At 61.6% G+C, this 18,596-nt stretch carries 21 protein-coding genes and 1 tRNA gene; 11 read left to right on the top strand and 11 right to left on the bottom strand.

Annotated features, from left to right (window positions below; genetic code table 11):
* Positions 1–13 precede the first annotated feature (13 nt).
* From J5Y06_RS13875 to rpiA, 4 genes are all read right to left on the bottom strand, one after another.
* Positions 14–1,387, bottom strand: coding sequence for a class II 3-deoxy-7-phosphoheptulonate synthase (locus J5Y06_RS13875; RefSeq protein WP_209335774.1), 1,374 nt, complete (start codon positions 1,385–1,387; stop codon positions 14–16).
* 134 nt (positions 1,388–1,521) lie between these two features.
* A complete protein-coding gene (gene gor, locus J5Y06_RS13870; RefSeq protein ID WP_209335773.1) occupies positions 1,522–2,910 on the bottom strand; it encodes a glutathione-disulfide reductase in 1,389 nt (462 codons plus the stop codon).
* A 106-nt stretch (positions 2,911–3,016) separates the two neighbouring features.
* A complete protein-coding gene (locus J5Y06_RS13865; RefSeq protein WP_209335772.1) occupies positions 3,017–3,589 on the bottom strand; it encodes a DUF2059 domain-containing protein in 573 nt (190 codons plus the stop codon).
* A gap of 19 nt (positions 3,590–3,608) precedes the next feature.
* Positions 3,609–4,307, bottom strand: a complete 699-nt coding sequence (gene rpiA / locus J5Y06_RS13860; RefSeq protein WP_209335771.1) for a ribose-5-phosphate isomerase RpiA — start codon at positions 4,305–4,307, stop codon at positions 3,609–3,611.
* Between the two features lie 101 nt (positions 4,308–4,408).
* On the opposite strand from rpiA, the gene J5Y06_RS13855 reads away from it, so the two are divergent.
* The 3 genes from J5Y06_RS13855 (at position 4,409) to J5Y06_RS13845 (ending at position 5,962) form a co-directional block, all read left to right on the top strand.
* Positions 4,409–5,092 (top strand): HAD family hydrolase, encoded by a 684-nt coding sequence (locus J5Y06_RS13855; RefSeq protein ID WP_209335770.1) that lies wholly within the window; start codon positions 4,409–4,411, stop codon positions 5,090–5,092.
* Positions 5,093–5,174: 82 nt separating this feature from the next.
* Positions 5,175–5,249: transfer RNA gene (locus J5Y06_RS13850), tRNA-Val, on the top strand.
* A gap of 62 nt (positions 5,250–5,311) precedes the next feature.
* Positions 5,312–5,962: a hypothetical protein gene (locus tag J5Y06_RS13845; RefSeq protein WP_245247848.1), complete on the top strand. Its 651-nt coding sequence runs from the start codon at positions 5,312–5,314 to the stop codon at positions 5,960–5,962.
* A gap of 24 nt (positions 5,963–5,986) precedes the next feature.
* On the opposite strand, the gene J5Y06_RS13840 is transcribed toward J5Y06_RS13845, so the two are convergent.
* The 4 genes from J5Y06_RS13840 to J5Y06_RS13825 form a co-directional block, all read right to left on the bottom strand.
* Positions 5,987–6,592, bottom strand: coding sequence for a DUF1989 domain-containing protein (locus tag J5Y06_RS13840; protein ID WP_209335769.1), 606 nt, complete (start codon positions 6,590–6,592; stop codon positions 5,987–5,989).
* On the bottom strand, positions 6,592–7,332 hold the full coding sequence (gene gntA / locus J5Y06_RS13835) for a guanitoxin biosynthesis heme-dependent pre-guanitoxin N-hydroxylase GntA (RefSeq protein WP_209335768.1): 741 nt from the start codon (positions 7,330–7,332) through the stop codon (positions 6,592–6,594). The genes J5Y06_RS13840 and gntA overlap by 1 nt, the downstream gene beginning before the upstream one ends.
* Before the next feature lie 119 nt (positions 7,333–7,451).
* Positions 7,452–9,389, bottom strand: a complete 1,938-nt coding sequence (locus J5Y06_RS13830) for a L,D-transpeptidase family protein (RefSeq protein ID WP_209335767.1) — start codon at positions 9,387–9,389, stop codon at positions 7,452–7,454.
* A gap of 336 nt (positions 9,390–9,725) precedes the next feature.
* Positions 9,726–10,079 carry a gamma-butyrobetaine hydroxylase family protein gene (locus J5Y06_RS13825; RefSeq protein ID WP_209335766.1) on the bottom strand — a complete coding sequence of 118 codons (354 nt, stop codon included), beginning with the start codon at positions 10,077–10,079 and terminating at the stop codon, positions 9,726–9,728.
* A 118-nt stretch (positions 10,080–10,197) separates the two neighbouring features.
* Between J5Y06_RS13825 and moaA the strand changes: the two genes are divergently transcribed.
* From moaA to J5Y06_RS13785, 8 genes are all read left to right on the top strand, one after another.
* On the top strand, positions 10,198–11,187 hold the full coding sequence (gene moaA / locus J5Y06_RS13820) for a GTP 3',8-cyclase MoaA (protein ID WP_209335765.1): 990 nt from the start codon (positions 10,198–10,200) through the stop codon (positions 11,185–11,187).
* A gap of 89 nt (positions 11,188–11,276) precedes the next feature.
* Complete coding sequence (locus tag J5Y06_RS13815) at positions 11,277–12,197, top strand: DMT family transporter (RefSeq protein WP_209335764.1); 921 nt, start codon at positions 11,277–11,279, stop codon at positions 12,195–12,197.
* Complete coding sequence (mobA, locus tag J5Y06_RS13810) at positions 12,194–12,793, top strand: molybdenum cofactor guanylyltransferase MobA (RefSeq protein ID WP_209335763.1); 600 nt, start codon at positions 12,194–12,196, stop codon at positions 12,791–12,793. The genes J5Y06_RS13815 and mobA overlap by 4 nt, the downstream gene beginning before the upstream one ends.
* Entirely contained in the window at positions 12,790–13,311 is a 522-nt protein-coding gene (gene mobB / locus J5Y06_RS13805) for a molybdopterin-guanine dinucleotide biosynthesis protein B (RefSeq protein ID WP_209335762.1), read from the top strand. Before mobA ends, mobB begins: the two co-directional genes overlap by 4 nt.
* 92 nt (positions 13,312–13,403) lie before the next feature.
* Complete coding sequence (locus tag J5Y06_RS13800) at positions 13,404–14,168, top strand: ABC transporter substrate-binding protein (RefSeq protein ID WP_209335761.1); 765 nt, start codon at positions 13,404–13,406, stop codon at positions 14,166–14,168.
* A gap of 112 nt (positions 14,169–14,280) precedes the next feature.
* Entirely contained in the window at positions 14,281–14,994 is a 714-nt protein-coding gene (locus J5Y06_RS13795; protein WP_209335760.1) for an ABC transporter permease, read from the top strand.
* Positions 14,991–15,815 (top strand): ABC transporter permease, encoded by an 825-nt coding sequence (locus J5Y06_RS13790; protein ID WP_209335759.1) that lies wholly within the window; start codon positions 14,991–14,993, stop codon positions 15,813–15,815. The genes J5Y06_RS13795 and J5Y06_RS13790 overlap by 4 nt, the downstream gene beginning before the upstream one ends.
* Positions 15,816–15,840: 25 nt before the next feature.
* Positions 15,841–16,710, top strand: coding sequence for an NAD(P)-dependent oxidoreductase (locus tag J5Y06_RS13785; RefSeq protein ID WP_245247847.1), 870 nt, complete (start codon positions 15,841–15,843; stop codon positions 16,708–16,710).
* A 24-nt stretch (positions 16,711–16,734) separates the two neighbouring features.
* On the opposite strand, the gene J5Y06_RS13780 is transcribed toward J5Y06_RS13785, so the two are convergent.
* The 3 genes from J5Y06_RS13780 to J5Y06_RS13770 all read right to left on the bottom strand — a co-directional run bounded on the left by J5Y06_RS13780 (position 16,735) and on the right by J5Y06_RS13770 (position 18,541).
* Positions 16,735–17,223, bottom strand: a complete 489-nt coding sequence (locus tag J5Y06_RS13780) for an Lrp/AsnC family transcriptional regulator (protein WP_209335758.1) — start codon at positions 17,221–17,223, stop codon at positions 16,735–16,737.
* A 66-nt stretch (positions 17,224–17,289) separates the two neighbouring features.
* A complete protein-coding gene (locus J5Y06_RS13775; protein ID WP_209335757.1) occupies positions 17,290–17,967 on the bottom strand; it encodes a uracil-DNA glycosylase family protein in 678 nt (225 codons plus the stop codon).
* Positions 17,930–18,541 (bottom strand): glutathione S-transferase, encoded by a 612-nt coding sequence (locus J5Y06_RS13770; RefSeq protein ID WP_209335756.1) that lies wholly within the window; start codon positions 18,539–18,541, stop codon positions 17,930–17,932. The genes J5Y06_RS13775 and J5Y06_RS13770 overlap by 38 nt, the downstream gene beginning before the upstream one ends.
* Positions 18,542–18,596 lie beyond the last annotated feature (55 nt).

Here is an 18,596-nt window from a genome sequence, read left to right as displayed (position 1 = left end):
GTCCCCTATTTGACTAGCCGTTGGCGGCCTTTTTAGCGGCCGGAGCCTGCGTCTTTTTCAAGAGATCACTGACAAGGAAAGCCAGTTCCACCGCCTGGTCGGCATTGAGCCGCGGGTCGCAATGGGTGTGGTAGCGATCCTGCAGTTCCTCGTCGCGAATGGCGCGGGCACCGCCCGTGCATTCGGTGACGTTGTTGCCGGTCATCTCGACGTGGATGCCGCCCGGATGCGTGCCTTCCGCACGATGAACCTCGAAGAAGCTCTGGACTTCCTTGAGGATCCGATCGAAGGGACGCGTCTTGTAGCCGGCAGCCGTGATCGTGTTGCCGTGCATGGGATCGCAGGACCAGACGACCTTGCGGCCTTCCTTTTCCACCGCCCGAACAAGCTTCGGCAGGTGGTCACCCACCTTGTCCGCACCAAAGCGGGCGATCAGCGTCAGGCGACCCGCCTCGTTCTCCGGGTTCAGCTGGTCGATCAACTGCAGCAGGCCGTCGGGCGTCAGGGATGGACCGCACTTCAGACCGAGCGGGTTCTTGATGCCGCGGCAATATTCGATGTGGGCATGATCCGGCTGACGTGTCCGGTCGCCGATCCAGATCATGTGGCCCGACGTCGCGTACCAGTCGCCGCTGGTCGAATCGACGCGGGTCAATGCCTGCTCATAGCCAAGCAGCAGCGCCTCGTGGCTCGTGTAGAAGTCGGTTTCGCGGAGCGCGAAGTTCGTTTCAGACGTGATCCCAACCGCCCGCATGAAATCCATGGTTTCGGTGATGCGGTTGGCCAGGGCCTCGTATTTCGCAGCCTGCGGGCTGTCGGCGACGAAGCCCAGCATCCACTTGTGCACGTTCTCGAGGCTCGCATAGCCGCCCTGCGCAAAGGCGCGCAGCAGGTTCAACGTTGCCGCGGATTGGCGGTAGGCCATTTCCTGGCGGGCCGGATCGGGAATGCGCGACTTTTCGTCGAACTCGATGCCGTTGATGATGTCGCCGCGGTAGGACGGCAAGGTTACGTCGCCCTTTGCCTCGACGTCGGACGAACGCGGCTTTGCGAACTGGCCGGCGATACGGCCAACCTTCACCACCGGCTGTGAGCCGGCGAAGGTCAGCACCACGGACATCTGCAGGAACACGCGGAAGAAGTCGCGGATGTTGTCCGCGCCATGCTCGGCAAAGCTTTCCGCGCAGTCGCCACCTTGAAGGAGGAAGGCCTCGCCGTTGGCGACCGACGCCAGCTGCTTCTTCAGCTTGCGCGCTTCACCTGCAAAAACGAGCGGCGGAAATGTCGCGAGACGAGCCTCTACGTCTTCCAGAGCGGCCATGTCCGGATAGGACGGGACCTGCTGGATCGGCTTTGCTCTCCACGAATTTGGCGACCACTTCGTCATGACTGCACCTATGTTCTCGTCTTGCGGCGCTCTGGCGCGCATCTTCTCCGTTTTTGGGAAGTGGCGGCTCTATACAGCAAGGCTCTGCCCCTTGCCAGTGTGACTTGGAGCACTAACGGCAGGTCGACCAAGGATCAGGCGGCGATCCGTTCGCCGTTTCTGACGCGGTAGCTGGGCGAATACATGGTCACGAGTTCCTCGGCGGCAGTCGGGTGAACCGCCATCGTGCGGTCGAACCATTCCTTCGTCAGCTTGGCCTTCAAGGGAATGCCGAGGAGCTGCGCCATCTCGCCGGCGTCAGGCCCAAGGATATGCGCGCCAAGCACCACCTTGCTGTCGGCATCCACGATCAGCTTCATTAGCATCCGTTCGTCGCGCCCCGCGAAGGCCGTTTTCATGGGGCGGAACGTCGCGCGGTACACTTCGATCTCCGGGTAAGCCTTGCACGCATCTTCTTCCGTCATCCCGACGGTGCCGATTTCCGGCTGCGAGAACACCGCGGTGGGGATCACGTCATGATCGGGCGAAGTTGGGTTGTTTTTCCACAGCGTTTCCACAAGGCACATGGCTTCGTGGATCGCCACCGGGGTCAGCTGGACGCGGTTCGTCACATCGCCGATCGCCCAGATGTTGTCGATGGCCGTGCGGGAATACGCGTCAACGGGGATGGCACCCTTGATGCCGAGCTCCAGCCCGAGCGCTTCAAGGCCAAGCCCGCCGCTGTTGGGCAGCCGCCCGATCGCCATCAGAACCTGGTCGGCGCAGATGATGTTGCCGTCCGACAGTTCGGCATCGAGGCGACCGTCGCCGCGCTTCGTGATCTGCTTGAAGATCGTATGGCAAAGGATGCGAATGCCTTTGCTTTGCATCTCTTCCTGCAGGTGATCACGCAGGTCCTGGTCGAAGCCGCCGAGGATCTTCTGGCCGCGGTAAACAATCGTGGTGTCGACGCCGAGGCCATGAAAAATGTTGGCGAACTCGACCGCGATATAGCCGCCGCCGACGATTACGATCGAGCGCGGCAGCTCCTTCAGGTCGAAGATGTCGTCGGAATAGATCGCAAGTTCGGAGCCGGGCAGCGCGTCATGCGGGTTCGCCCGGGCGCCCGTTGCAATCAAGATGTGCTCGGCCGTCACCGTCTTGCCCGAGGCGAGCTGAACCGTGTTTCGATCTTTCAGCGTCGCGCGTTCGTCGAAGATCGTGACGCCGGTTTTGTCGAGCCCACCGCGATACACATGCTCAAGCCGCGCAATCTCGCGATCCTTGTTTGCGATCAGGGTCGGCCAGTCGAAGCGGGTTTCGCCGATGTCCCAACCATAGGCCTTGGCGTCCACGAACTTTTCGGAAAACTGCGACGCATACACGAACAGCTTCTTGGGCACACAGCCGCGGATCACGCAGGTGCCGCCAAAGCGGTATTCTTCCGCCACCGCCACTTTTTTGCCCAGCTGTGCCGAAACACGCCCGGCGCGCACGCCCCCTGATCCGCCGCCGATAACAAACAGGTCGAAATCAAAGCTCATGGTGGCCTTCCCGCTGCGCGAAAATCGTTGCCAAGCACGTATGGGGCCTTGGCCAAAAAGAAAAGCCCGGCGAGGCCGGGCTTTTCTTGATCGTGCAGAACAAGCGTTATTGCGCGGGCTGAGCCGGAGCTTCGCCCGACGCGGGTGCTGCTGTCGCCGCATCCGCTGCCGCGGGACGCGGTGCGGCCGCTTCAAAGCTTTCCGCAACGTCCTGCGCGAGATCGCGCGCAATCCCCCGCTGCCAGATTTCCGCGGACTGCATCACTTCCCTGGTAACGTTGCCGCCCTGCTGCAGGAGCTTCACGCCAGCGGGCGACTTGTAGAAGGATGCAATCTGGTTCAGCTCCTCCTCACTGAACGTGCGTGCGTAAACATTCGCAGCTTCAGTTTCGAGATCCGCGCGGCGTTTCGCGAGTTCCAGCGTCTTTTCATCCACCGTTTGCACGATGAGGTGTTCCAGGTTGGGATCCTTCTGGATCATTTCCGCCTTCAACGCTTGCGCGGCAGCAGGAAGAATTGCGTCGAACTGATCCGTGATTTCCACAGCTGCAAGTGCTGAGCGCGCCGCAGCCAAGTGCGACGGCGAAATTTCTTGGGCGCTTGCGGGAAGTGCGGCAGCAAGAAGGGCCGCGCCGAAAACGCCAGCCATGATCCGGCGCGCATGATTTATCGTGATCATCTTCGTTTTGAACTCCTAATCAGCCAGCCGGCCGCAACGTTTCGATGCCACCCTCGCCCGCCACAATGGCGATGGTGGTCAAGCCCAGGAACAAGCCATGCTCCACGACGCCGGGTATGGCGAAAAGAGCGGTCGACAGGGCTCTTGAATCTGGAATGCGGCCAAAAGATGCGTCGAGGATCATATGCCCTCCATCTGTGACGAAAGGCTCGTCACGCGACGATCGCAAGTCAATCGAACCGGTGAGGCCAAGCCGCGCCGCGGCGGCTTCGATGGCGAGCCGAGTGGATGCCAGGCCGAACCGGTTAACCTCGATCGGCAAGGGAAAGGCGCCGAGACACTCGACCTTCTTGCTCTCGTCGGCGATTACGATCAGCTTCTTCGAAGCCGTGGCAACAATCTTTTCGCGCAGGAGCGCCCCGCCCCCGCCCTTGATCAGGTTCAGCGCCGGATCAATTTCGTCGGCCCCGTCGATGGCAAGATCAAGTTCAGGCAGCTCATCCAGAGAAGAGATCTTCACGCCGAGGTCGAGGCAAAGGCGCGCGGTGCGCTCAGACGTCGGCACGCCCGTCACGCTGAGGCCATCCGCAACTTTCTCGGCCAGCAACCGGACGAATTCTTCGGCGGTGGAACCGGTGCCGATCCCCAGGCGCATTCCGTCTTCAACATAGGCCAGGGCGGCCCGAGCGGCTTCGATCTTGCGAGTTGTCGCGTCCATCAAGCAGGTTCTGGTTGGTCGTGGCGGCGCTCCTATCATCTTTGCACGCACCCGCAAAGTCGGACTTGCTCGGGAAAGCGCGGCAGCGTAACGCCTCCGCCATGACGCAGCCCATCATCGTTTTCGATCTCGACGGCACGCTGGTGGACACCGCGCCGGATCTTCTCGACGCTCTGGCCCATGCACTCCGCGACACAGGGCTGCCGCCGATCGACCCCGTGCTTTTTCACAACTATCTCGGCATGGGTGGCCGCGCGATGATCGAGCGCGCCTTCCGGCAAGCCAATCGCGTACTTGAAGCCGACCACCACGATCAGCTGATCACGACGTTCCTGCAGCATTACACGGACAACATTCCCGGCCGGTCAAAGCCCTTCCCTGGCGTGCTGGACGCCATGACGCGCTTCGCCGATGCGGGCTGGAAGCTCGCGATCTGCACAAACAAGTTCGAGAAGCTGAGCCATTCGCTGATCGAAGGTTTGAACATCCAGGCCCATTTCGCCGCCAACTGCGGCGCCGATACCTTTGCCTGGCGCAAGCCCGATCCGCGCCATCTGCTTTCAACCATCGAAAGGGCCGGGGGAGACCGCCACCAAGCAATCATGGTGGGCGATTCGAAGACCGACATCGAAACGGCAAAGGCGGCCGGCATTCCCGTGGTGGCAGTTGATTTCGGCTATACCGATCAGCCGGTGGCGAGCTTCGAGCCCAGCGTGGTGATCTCCCGCTTTGACGAATTGACCGTCGAGATGGCGCAGCGGCTGATTGCTGCCGGCAACGCGTGAGCGGAACTCGCCTCAGCCGGCATCTTGACTTGCTCCGGCTGCGGTCATAAACCCGCGAAACGTTCGGGCGATATGCCCTAACGGGCGATTAGCTCAGCGGGAGAGCACACCCTTCACACGGGTGGGGTCGCAGGTTCAATCCCTGCATCGCCCACCATTTTCTTCCCGAAACCAATCTTTTTGACGCATACCAGTACGGCTTGAGCCAATGGTTGATCCATGGGTGGGAAGCACCATGTTCGCAGGATGCCCGCTCCACGCAAGCCTTCCGAACCGACCAGGGTGCTTTGCCAATGGCCGCTGAACCCGGCAGCGACCTTGGGCTCTTCGGTACGCATCAAGGGAATTCTGCAGGAAGTTCAGGCTCACCTGTCCTTTGCCAGCAGAAAACTTCTTCACGCAGACGGCACATTCCTCGTTCTTCGGGTGCCGGAGGATTCGACGGATGGCTACGAGGACGTGAGGCGCTCTGTCGACGAAGTCCTGGTGGGCGCCGGAACACTCCCGGTTATCCCCCGCGAGGTCGAGGACATCCTGTCGATCTCGTCAGCCGAACGTCATCGATGGCTCAAGGACGGGCGGCTCAAAAGCGCGGGCACAAGGACGGTGAAGCTGCGCGGCCGCGCCAGACAGATCACGTTTCATGTTTTCGATCCCCGCCACATCGAGGACGTGCTCGACGGCGGGCTCCCAGACCTTTGGCGTGAACAGGACGCCATGGCAGCTGCCGAGAATCGCCGGATGGCCGCGGGCAAGGCTGCCATGGCGCGCGCGGCGCGGCGCAAGCAGGCCGAGGCCGGTGGCACGCCCGACGGCGCCGGGGACCTCGATGGCTGGGATGTGTTCGAAAGCCTCGGCATCCTGAGGTAACAGCATGCCTTCACAGAGAACGCGTCAGTTGACCTTGTATTGGATCGACTTGAACGTTCCGCCGTTGCTGGCCGGCGCAGAACAGGCGGTCAACCCGATGATGAGGTCCATGGCAGCGCGGAACACGATGCGATCGCCGGACTTGCTCAGCGGCGGCAGCACCCTGAACTTGCCGGTTTCGCCGTCCACGGGCACGTTCATGAAGCAGTTGAACGCCACCGGAATCGCGTCTTCCGCGACGCCATAGGGCTTCAGCGCTGCAGCAAGATTGCCGTGGCAGCCCTGGTGCGGCGGTTCGTTGTCGTAGCAAAGGCGGAACGTCGCTTCGCTGCAGGGCGTGAGCAGAAAGTCGTGGCGGCCGACATCGTCCTCGAGGATCTCGAGCATGACATTGGAGCGGTTGGAGTAAAGCTTGTCGCCTGTGGTCAGATAGATGCGCTCGGCATAATCCAGCGTCCGCCCCGACGACAGCATCTCACGGATATCCGCCTTGCTGACGGCGAGAAGGTCCGCTACCTGACCGCCTTCCGCATCAATCACGGTCATCGTGTCGCCGGCTCGCAGCTCAAAGGCGGTGCCGCTGCGAGGCGGGATGATGTCGGCATGCGGGTGCTCGTGATCGTGGTGCATCAGTCTTGCCGCTTTTGAAGAAGCTCATCCAGCGCCCGCGGCAGGTCCGGTTCGGACTTGCGATCGAAGGGGCAGCGCCAGTCTTCGCCAACCGCACGGCCGCTATATTGCCGCGCTTCCGAGATGGTCCCGTGCCGGGCCAGCATCGGGTTGATGTCGCCCGCGAGCTTCTCGTCGCGCTCCAGGATCGACGCGCGGAGCTTTTCGTAGCGGTTCTGTTCGCGCAGCATCTCGAACTGGTCGTGGAGGTTGAATACCATGGTCGGATGTTCAAAGCGGCGCGCCGGGCGGCTGGCTTTGGGATGCAGGCCCACCACGAAAAAGGCTTCGCCGCCGAAGCTCAGGGAGAAATGCGGATCGCCTGGATCTGCGCTCACTCGGGGATCGTGCTGCTGGCCACGCCACGCATCCTTGTCGGCCAGTGACTGGACGCGCTCCCAAAGCGCGACCTCGAAGGCTTCCTCGCTCAGGTCGTCGGGACGCTCGAAAACCACGGCAAAGCTCGTGAAGAGGGTGGGCTCCTGCCCATAGGCCCACGCAAAATGCATGAGATGATCCTGGATCTCGACATCATTCCAGGCGCTTGTGATGTCGCGTGCGGGGTAAACGGTCAATCGGCCCTTCTGCACGGCAGATTTCGCGCCAACACAAGGAAACTCCGGGTTTTGGATAAAGCGGCGGAGCCGCTCCTCAACGCTCGACGCTTCCACTCGGTCAAGCTCGACACTGATACTTGGCATGCCTGTTCCTGTTTTCGAAAACCAGGAACAGAAGGGCGGCATCTTGGTTCCGCACCAAGCGCGCGGCTCCTGACAAAGCCGCAGTGCGCCCTCGGATGCGCTCTGGAACTGGGCTCCGCCTACATAGCTGGAGCGCGTGAGTCGCTGGTCTTGCGAAGTGCGGTCAGCACCTTTTCATCGCGGTCATAAACGTCGGGAACATAGCTGACCTGGCCGGCCTGGTTCGGCCATGCGGTGAAGTAGGCCACATAAACCGGGATCTTGCGGGTGATCTTTTCCGACGAGTGACCCTTGGCAAGCTTGGCTTCAACATGCGCCAGGTCGCTCCCAAGCACGGCGGCAGCCATGCCCCGGGGATCCGACAACCGCACGCAACCATGGCTGAGTGCACGCGCGTCGCGGCTGAAGAACGACTTTTGCGGCGTGTCGTGCATGTAGATGGCGTGCTTGTTCGGGAACATGATCTTCAGCTCACCGAGCGCGTTGGCCTCGCTTGGCGTTTGGCGAACATTATAGGGGATGTTGCTGCCATGCGCGGCCCAGTTGATCGCCGATGAGGGGATGCGCTGACCCTTCGCATCCGTGACTTCGTAGCCTGCGCGGTCGAGATAGCCGGGATCATTGAGGAGGCGCGGCAGCATCTCGTTGACGATGATGGAGCGCGGCACGCCCCAATACGGGTTATATTCCACCCGCTCGATCTCGTCGTAGAAGAAGCTCGTTTGCGTGGCCGGACTACCAACAACCGTTCGCATGGTGAGCTTGTCGACGCCGTTTTCCCGGTAGATAGCCTGGAACGACGCTGCATTCAAAAGCACCAAGGTGTCGCCAAGCTGCGACGGATGCCAGCGCAACTGTTCCAGCGCAACTTCGACCTTGTTGATCTTGTCGGCCTTGGACATGCCGGCAATCACCGCCACCGTGCGCGGACCGATCACTCCGTCGGCCTTGAGGCCATGCGCTTCCTGCGCCGCCTTGACCGCCGTCACCAGTTCCGGAGTGTAGATTTCCCCGCCGGCATTGGCTTCGATCGCCGCCCCATGCGCAGCTTTGTAGGCGGCATCGCTTTTTTGCACGATCAGGCTCAGCATCTTCGGAAGTTCCGAGCTGGACTGGCCCGGCTTGAGGAGAAGCTTCGGATCGACGCGGATGGCCGTTTCCGGAAGTTCGGCACGCAGCGTTTTCAGTTCGGAACGCAGCGCCCGATATTCGGCGTTCTGAGGGTGCTGCGTTTCGAGGTAGCTCTTGACGTCGATGCCACTCGTCAGGCTGTCCAGCGCCGCCGCATAGTCGATCGGCTTGTCCGGAAAGTCATGGTAGCCGGAAATGAGGTTCGGGTTGATGCGGCCGGCATGGGCATCGCGAATATAGCGCAGCACGCGCGCGGAAAGCGCCATCTCGAAGCGGATCAAGCCTGCCTCGGTCGTTGCGCTCACCTCACCTTCGGCAGCCGCGCTCAGTCGGGTCACCTGGTAGTCGCCAGGCTCAAGGCCATAGCTTGCTGCATCATCCAGCACAGCCAGTGCTGCTTCAGCCCTTGCGTGGGTCGAACCGTCTTGCACCCAGATGAAGTCGGGGTGGGCGGCGTAATGCTTCTCAATGGCTGCCGCGATCTCCTTTTCAGCCGTGAGCTGGTAGTCGCGCAGACCATCCAGCGCGCGATCAAAGGCGCTTTCGGCTGCGGCAGGCTCGATGGAGCCCGTGATCTCGGCCGAACCGGTTGGCAGCAGACGGGCGAAATTGATCGGCACAAGGGCCGGCGTCCGATAGGTGTAATAGCTGGGGGCCGAAACCTTCTTGATGGGCGCGGGCTTGGGACGCGCCGCGGGCGCGGCCGCCACCGGTGCGGATGGGGCGGTCGCGGCGGGCGCCTTGACCTGAGGCGCGGGTTGCACGCGGCGAACGGGCGCATGTGGCCCGTCCTGCTGAACATTGCGGTTGCTGTTGAACAGCCGACCAAAAAAGTTCTGCGCCGACGCCTCCGAAACGGTGGAAAGCGACGTTGTCGCCACGATCGCCATGGCTAGGCTGTGTTTGAGCACTGTGAATTGGCGCATCGTGGTCCCCGCTCCGCTTTGATCCTATCATTCCGAGCCGCTCGATTCGCCGGAAGCTGGCACGATGAGATCTGACACTATTGATTGTCGCGAAACGCGTTAAGCCGGCGTAAACGATAAGCGCTGAGTGGTGCACCGGGGCCACAAGCCATATGCGCGAGAAGGGCCGTTCAAAAACTGAACGGCCCCCCGCTTCGGCGCAAACAGGCTCAGCTCAATCGTTCGCGCCGTCGCTTTCCTGGGCACAGCCTGTTCGCGTCGCCATGCCCTCCCGCGAAGGAGACGAGGAGCTACGGCGCCTCGGGGCAGAAAGTTTCTTGGAAAACGGCACGCCGTTCAACGGTCGCGCGACAATCCCTTGGCGGCCAGTTCTCCGAGATACGCGTCCCAGCGCGCGTTCTTCTCATGACCAAGGGAATGCAGGTAGGACCAGGTGAAGATACCGCTGTCATGCCCGTCATCGAAAACGATTCGGACAGCGTAGTTCCCTACCGGCTCCATGCGGGCGATCGTCACGTCGCGTTTGCCTGGAACCGTAACGCGCTGTTCAGGCGAATGACCTTGAACTTCGGCCGATGGCGACGTGACGCGCAGCAGTTCCGCCGTCAGTTCCATCGGACGGTGGTCGGGGAAGCTGACGGTGAGCAGCTTCCGATTTTTTGAAACTCTGAGTTCGGTGGGTGTGATCATCACATCCGCTTGTGCCACGGACCTGCGATGAGGGAAAGCACGGCTCGCATTCCCCACCCGGTCCGCCTATATAAGGCAAACGGCGCCGGCGGGCGCTTTGCTTGAGACATGGTGCTGGATGATCGATCCTTTCGGCCGCAAGATCTCCTATCTGCGGGTTTCTGTGACGGACCGCTGCGACTTCCGCTGCACTTATTGCATGGCGGAAGACATGACGTTTCTGCCGAAGCGCGACCTGCTGACGCTGGAAGAGCTCGACCGCATCACCTCGGTGTTCGTGGAAAAGGGCGTGCGCAAACTGCGCCTCACCGGCGGCGAGCCGCTCGTGCGCAAGAACATCATGTCGCTTGTTCGCCAGATATCGCGCCATCTCGCGTCCGGGGCGCTGGACGAGCTGACGCTCACCACCAACGGCTCGCAGCTTGCAAAACACGCTGCCGAGCTTGCCGAACTGGGCGTGCGACGGATCAATGTGTCGCTTGATACCCTCGACCCCCAGAAATTCCGTGCCATCACGCGCTGGGGCGATCTTGCGCGGGTTCTGGAAGGCATCGACGCGGCGCAAGCGGCCGGTCTGCGCATCAAGCTGAACGCGGTCGCCCTGAAGGGCTTCAACGACGCCGAGATCCCCGCGATCATGCGGTGGGCGCATGGCCGCGGCATCGAACTGACGGTGATCGAGACCATGCCGATGGGCGAGATCGATGCTGACCGGACGGATCAGTACCTGCCGCTGAGCCAGTTGCGCGCCAGTCTCGAGCAGGAGTTCACCCTCGTCGACACGCCCTACAAGACAGGCGGTCCGGCGCGCTACGTTTCGGTGCAGGAGACTGGTGGCCGGCTCGGCTTCATCACGCCGATGACGCACAACTTCTGCGAAAGCTGCAATCGCGTTCGCCTCACCTGCACGGGCACGCTTTACATGTGTCTTGGGCAGGAGGATGCGGCGGATCTTCGGGCGCCCATGCGCCGGTCCGAAGGCAACGAGCTGTTGTCTGCCGCGATCGACGAGGCGATCTCGCGCAAGCCGAAGGGGCACGACTTCATCATCGACCGGACAACGAGCCGCCCTGCGGTGGCGCGTCATATGAGCGTCACCGGCGGCTGACCGGGCGCGGATCTTGTGGTCCAAACGTTGGCGGTTGTGTTCCGCCCCGAGGCTGGTAGACCGGTGCGAAAGTCTGGAGCCCTGTCTTCTTGCCTCTTTCCCAGAATACGCGCGGCAGCCTGTTCATGGTTGTCGCCACAGCCGGCTTCACCATCAACGACGCTTTGACCAAGGTCGCATCGGCGGACATGAACGCGGGCCAGATCATGTTTGTCCGCGGCATCTTTGCCGTTCTCCTGATGGGCGCGATCGTTTGGCACCAAAAAGCGCTGGTGCCGGTTAGAGCGTTCTGGCAGCCGGCTGTGCTGTTTCGCATCCTGGGCGAGAACGCTGCGACCATCTTCTTCCTGATTGCCCTGGCGCAACTTCCCCTGGCCAACACCACGGCCATCATGCAGGCGCTGCCCCTGCTGATTACCCTGGCCGCAGCCCTGTTCCTCGGGGAACGGGTCGGATGGCGCCGGATTCTTGCCATTCTGACTGGCTTTGTGGGCGTCCTGATTATCGTTCGCCCGGGCTTTGAGGGGTTTAATTCCTTCGCGCTCTTTGCCCTTCTTTCTGTCCTGTTCTGCGCCGTTCGTGATCTCGCTACGCGGCAAATCCCTCCTACCGTACCATCCTTGCTGATTTCGCTGCTGACGGCGGCGTCTGTTATGGTGTCGGGAGGCTTGCTGATCGCCCCCATGGGCGGCTGGACTCCGATGCGCACCGAGATGATCGCCTTGCTGGCCCTGAGTGCCGCCCTCGTGCTGATTGGCTATACATTCGTGATCATGGCTATGCGCACCGGTGAACTCAGCGTCATTGCTCCGTTCCGTTATGCCGCTCTGATCTGGTCGGTTGCGCTCGGGCTGCTGATCTTTGGCGACGTTCCGGACATGCCGATGATCATTGGCGCGACCATCATTGTGCTTTCCGGCATTTACACGCTGCTGCGCGAGCGCAAGGTCAGCCGCACGAAACCGGTGACCTCGACGACGGGGCCCAACATGGCTGCGGATGGGCTATGACACAGGTGGTCGGCGTAATCCTCGCGGGCGGCCGTTCCAGCCGCATGGGTGGCGGCGACAAGCCGCTGCTTCCGCTCGGCTCGGCGACCATTCTCGATCACGTCGTTCAGCGGTTTGCCCCACAGGTGGAAGCGCTGGCCATCAACCTTAATGGCGATCCCTCCCGCTTCGCCTCATATGGCCTGCCGGTGATCCCGGACACGTTCGGCCATTTCGATGGCCCTTTGGCCGGCATTTTGGCTGCGTTGCGCTGGGGAACGGAACAAGGCGCTGCTCGGGTGATCACGGTGGCCGGAGACACGCCCTTTCTTCCGGCCGATCTTGCCGGGCGTTTGGCTGAAGAAGCGGCACCGAGCGAGATCGCGGTCGCGACATCGGACGGGCGCACCCATCCAACGGCGGCAAGCTGGCCAGTAGAACTGCACGAACCGCTGGCGCGTTTCCTGGCGGACCAAACAACACGTCGCGTCCTGTCGTTTGTCCAAAGCCAGCCGCATCGCCTGGTCGCCTTTTCGACGGCTGGCGGCGATCCCTTCTTCAACGTCAACACACCCTCGGATCTCGAGGAAGCGCAACAACGGGCCTTGCTCCCGTGACCCAACGCGTTTTCGGCATCACCGGCTGGAAAAACTCGGGCAAAACCACGTTGACCGAGCGTCTCGTCACCGAACTGGTCCGGCGCGGCTACCGCGTTTCCACCGTCAAGCATGCGCACCATGATTTCGACATCGACGTTCCGGGCACCGACTCGTTTCGCCATCGTGCTGCCGGGGCAAGCGAAGTCGCGATCGTTTCGAACCAGCGATGGGCCTTGATGCATGAAAGCCGCGGCGAAACGGAGTTGACGCTGGCCGAAGTCCTCCAGCGTCTTTCGCCATGTGATCTGGTGCTGGTGGAAGGCTACAAGCGCGAAGGGCATCTCAAGCTTGAAGCGCGGCGGATTGCCAGTGCCACGCGTGAACCGCTCGCCGCGGCCGATCCCAACATCGTCGCCTTTGCATCGGATCACCCGATTGCTGAAACGGCGCTGCCGGTGTTCGACCTCGACGACATTGCCTCCATCGCCACGTACATCGTGGACAGGCTGAACGTTCCAACACCGGCTTCTGTTTAAGCCGTTGCATTGGCTTGCTTAAAAATGGGAAGACTGCGGCTTGAAGCGACAGCATGTGTGTTGGCTGTCGTGCCTTATGGAAAGGAAGGTTCATGCTGAACTCCAAGCCTCTCAAGCTCGCTGCGTCGGCAGCCGTTTTCGCGTTGTCGTTGAGCGCCGCAGCCGTTGCCCAGGACACCACGATCAAGATCGGTACGGAAGGCGCCTATCCTCCCTTCAACAATCTCACCGCTTCCGGTGAACTGGAGGGGTTCGACGTCGATATCGCGCGCGCGCTTTGCGAAGAAATGAAGGCCACCTGCGAGTTCGTGACGCAGGACTGGGACGGCATCATCCCTGCGCTTCAGGCGGAACGCTTCGACGCGATCGTGGCCTCCATGTCGATCACCGATGAACGCAAGCAGCAGGTCGATTTCACCAATCCCTACTATTCTAATTCGCTTGTTTTCGTTGCCCCCAAGGACAGCGAGTTCAGTGCCAGCGCCGAAACCGACGCCGCCATCGGCGTCCAGCAAGGCACGATTGCAGCCGACTTTGCTGAAGCCAACTACGCCAACGCCGATGTTCGCGCCTACCCCACGCAAGTGGAAGCCTGGGCCGATCTCAACAATGGCCGCGTCGATGCGGTGCTCGGCGACTTCGGCGTGCAGCACGGCTACGTTAACAGCGAAGAAGGTGCTTGCTGCGAGTTCAAGGGCGAGCCGGTAAGCTCCGACGACAAGATCGGCATCGCGGTTCGTAAGGGCGACACCGAGCTTGCAAACAAGTTCAACGCGGCTTTGGAAGCGATCCGCGCAAACGGAAAATACAAGGAAATCAACGACAAGTACTTCCCGTTCGACGTGTACGGCGGGTAAAAGCCCCTTCGGCAGGGCGGCCCGGAGCTGCCCTGCTTTTCTCCGCAGCGCTTCCGCTGCACAGCCATTATCATCTTGAGTTTTCAGGATCTGCGCGGACATATTGAGCCCGATGGAGACTGCGCAGACGCTTTTGAGCTTCGGCCCCGAAGGATGGGGCGACGAGATTGCCTCCGGCGTCCTGATCACGGTCTCGCTGGCGCTGGCGACCCTGCCCTTCGGCCTGGTGCTCGGCTTCCTGGTGGCGCTTGCCAAGCAATCCGAAGAGCCGTCTATGCGGCTCGCCGGGAACATCTACACCACCATCTTTCGCGGCCTGCCCGAACTCCTCACGCTGTTTCTGATCTACTACGGCGCGCAGCTTGGCGTGCAGCAGGTGCTGCGGCTTTCAGGCACCAGCGCCACCATTGAAATCAATGCCTTTGCCGCCGGCATGGTGGCGCTGGGCATCATGTTCTCGTCTTATGCCAGCGAGGTCTTCCTTTCGGCCTTCCGTGCCATCCCTCAGGGACAGTACGAGGGCGGCTATGCGGTGGGGCTGTCGTATCGCAAGACCATGCGGCTGGTGGTTCTGCCGCAACTCTTTCGCATTGCTCTGCCCGGATTGGGCAATCTTTGGCTGATCCTCTTGAAGGACACGGCGCTGGTGTCGGTGATCGGCCTGACCGACATTCTCCGGCAAACCGGCATTGCCGCGCGCGTGACGCGGGAGTCGTTTTTGTTCTACGGCCTCGCTTGTTTGATCTACCTCCTGCTCGCCATCCTGTCGTCCTGGGTCTTCCGCGCGCTTGAGCGGCATGCCGAACGCGGCACGGTGGGTCGATGAGCGCCGCGAGTACGGCTGTCGTCGAGCGCCCTGCCCCGCCGCCGCGCCGCTGGTCCAAGGCCCGCGTGGCTGGTCACGTTCTTGTTGCCCTTTGGCTCCTGCTGATCGGCGGATTGCTGGTCTACCTGGTGCGGGCCTGGGACCCCGTGCTTTTCGACACCTATGCCGGTCGCTACCTTTCCGGGCTCCTCGTCACGCTCCAACTTGTTGGCCTGTCCATTGTGCTGGGCGCGGTCTTTTCGGTGCCGCTTGCTTATGGACGAATGTCCGCGAACCCGGTCTTCGGCGGCCTTGCCTATGGCTACGTCTACTTCTTTCGCGGCACGCCGCTGATCGCGCAGGCGTTCCTGATTTATTACGGGCTGGGATCGTTCCGGCCGCAGCTCGATGCGGCGGGCCTTTGGTGGTTCTTCCGTGATGCCTGGAACTGCGCCCTTTTCGCCTTCACCCTGAATACTGCCGCTTATCAGGCAGAAATCCTGCGTGGGGCAATCCGGAGCGTGGGGCGCGGCCAGTGGGAAGGCGCGGCGGCGCTCGGGCTTTCCAGATGGCAGACGCTTCGGCTGGTGGTGATCCCGCAGGCTTTGATCGTTGCGCTCCGCCCTTATGGCAACGAGATCATCCTGATGATCAAGGGCTCGGCCATCGTGGCCATCATCACGGTCTACGATCTGATGGGGGAAACGCGGCGCGCCTACTCGCGGAGCTTCGATTTCCAAACCTATCTCTATGCCGCCCTGATCTACCTAGCGATCGTGGAAACGTTGCGCCACACGATCGACTGGCTGGAACGGCGGCTCACCCGGCACCTGCACCACTGAACAAAGAACCGGAAGGATCACATCGATGGCGAAAGTCGCATTCATCGGCCTGGGCGTCATGGGATACCCAATGGCGGGACACCTCGCGGGCAAGGGAGGCCATGACGTCACCGTTTACAACCGCACCGCAGCCAAGACGGAAAAGTGGGTGCAGGAGTTCGGCGGCAGCCATGCCGCGACCCCTGCCGAAGCGGCAAAACGCGCGGACTTCGTGTTTTGCTGCGTTGGGAACGATGATGACCTGCGTTCCGTCACCACGGGTGCGGACGGCGCGTTCTCCTCGATGAAGAACGGCGCGATTTTTATCGACAACACCACGGCCTCTGCGGAGGTGGCCCGTGAGCTCGACCATGCGGCAACGGAAGCTGGCTTCCACTTCCTTGATGCGCCAGTTTCTGGCGGTCAGGCGGGTGCGGAGAACGGGCAGCTGACCGTGATGGTGGGGGGCGAGCAACCCGTGTTCGAGCGGGCACGACCGGTGATCGATGCCTATGCCAAGATGGTCGGGCTGATGGGACCGGCCGGCGCTGGCCAGTTGACCAAGATGATCAACCAGATCTGCATTGCCGGCGTCGTGCAAGGCCTCGCCGAGGGCATCCACTTCGGCAAGAAGGCTGGTCTCGACATTGAGAAGGTGGTGGAGGTGATCTCAAAGGGTGCTGCCGGGTCGTGGCAGATGGAAAACCGCCACAAGACGATGAATGCCGGCAAATACGATTTCGGCTTTGCGGTCGACTGGATGCGGAAGGATCTTGGCATCTTGCTTGAAGAAGCCGATCGCAACGGAGCGAGCCTGGCGCTGACGGCTCTTGTCGACCAGTTCTACAAGGATGTGCAGAAGCTCGGGGGCAATCGCTGGGACACGTCCTCGCTTCTGGCGCGGCTGGAACGGTAAGCGAGAAGCCCGAGCCCGCCGCGGCTAGGCTTCGGCGGAACGCGGCGTGTCCAGCACCATGTAATCCAGCGGCAGTTCGGTCGTGTACTTGATCTGCTCCATGGCGAAGGACGAGGACACGTCGCGGATCTCGATCTTCGCGATCAGCCGCTTATAGAAGGCGTCGTAGGCGGCGATGTCCGGCACCACCACCCGGATCAGGTAATCGATGTCGCCGCTCATGCGGTAGAACTCGACGACTTCAGGGAATTCCTGCACAACTTCCGAGAAGCGCTTCAGCCATTCATGGCTGTGCGAACTGGTGCGGATCGACACGAACACCGTCACCCGGGCGTTGATCTTCACCGGATTCAGGATCGCGACGCGACGCTGGATGACGCCTTCTTCCTCGAGCTTCTGGATGCGCCGCCAGCATGGCGTCGTGGAGAGCCCAACCTTCTTGGCAACATCGGCAACGGCAAGGGTGGAATCTTCCTGCAAAAGGCGCAGGATCTTCCGATCGAGGCGGTCCATCTTTAACTCCACTGGAAATCTATGCTCACATAGAAGCAGCGAGCGGCGCTCCGCAACGAGATTTTCCTAAGAAGCGGCGCCATTCGATTGAAGAAGCAGACGTACGCGATGCTGCAGGACCGGCAGAAGCTCGTCTTCGAACCACGGGTTGCGCTTGAGCCAGCTGCTGTTGCGCCAGGACGGATGCGGCAGCGGCAACACGTTGGGCTTGTTTGACGATGCGAGGATTTGCCGCCAATCCCCAACCGTCGTCGCCATCGCTCGGTTGGCCCCCAGGTGAAACCGCTGCGAATGGCTTCCAACAAGCAGGATCAATTCGATCTGCGGCATGAGATCAAGAGCCTGCCTTTGCCAGGCGGGCGCGCACTCGACCCGTGGTGGGAGATCGCCCTTTTGGCGGTCATGTCCAGGAAAGCAGAAGCCCATCGGCAGGATGGCGAAGTTCGCCGGGTTGTAGAACGCGTCTTCGTCCACGCCCAGCCACTGCCGCAGCCGAATGCCCGAGGGGTCCTGAAAGGGGATTCCGGACTGATGGGCGCGGACGCCAGGTGCCTGGCTGGCAATCAGGATCCTTGCCCGCCGTGACACGACAAAGATCGGGCGCGGCTCATGGGGCAGCGTACCGCCGATCGGCATATCGCGACAGATCCGACACGCCCGCATGGCTTTGGCGAGGCGGGAGAGCTCCACCTCGCTCGGATCGACGTCAGGCTTGGGCGCTTGGTCGGGCAGAAACGGCTCCATGCCAGCGCAACAGGTTCTTCAGTTCAGCCGGCACCACGATCTTCGCGGGCTTCATGAAATCCACCGCGACCAGCGCCGTGATGTCGGCGATCGTATAATGATCGCCGGCAATGAACTCCCGATTGGCCAACTCGCCTTCCAGAAACTGGCAGAATTCAAGGGCCTTCGGTTTGTTCAACTCACCCCATTCCGGGAGCTGAGGCAGTTCCCATTCCTTCATGGCGGGATGGATGTGCCGGAACGCGGCGGCAACGGAACTGAGCAGGTACAGCTCGATCCGGCGCTGCCACATCTCGGTGATGGCGCGCCCAACGGCCCCTATGCCAAACAAGGGGGGCTCAGGATAAAGCTCTTCGAAGTAGCGGCAGATCGCAACAGATTCAGCGATCACCGTGCCGTCGCCGAGTTCAAGAACCGGCAGGCGCTGCATGGGATTGCGGGCGGTGAGTTCGGGCGACTTGTGGCCGAAAGTGCCCATGTCGATCGACTCCAGCGGAACATCGATGCCTTTCTCCGCCAGGAAAATGCGCACACGACGCGGATTGGGCGCGCGTCCTCCGTCGTAAAGCTTCATCGCCGGTCCTCCCCGATGTCAGGTCTCGGGCGTTTTCTGATCACATTCAGCCGCC

This window comes from Tianweitania sediminis (assembly GCF_017813335.1).
GTDB classification, from domain to species: Bacteria; Pseudomonadota; Alphaproteobacteria; order Rhizobiales; family Rhizobiaceae; genus Tianweitania; species Tianweitania sediminis.
The sequence above is the reverse complement of the archived record's forward strand: the minus strand, read 5'-3'. Positions and strand labels throughout refer to the sequence as shown.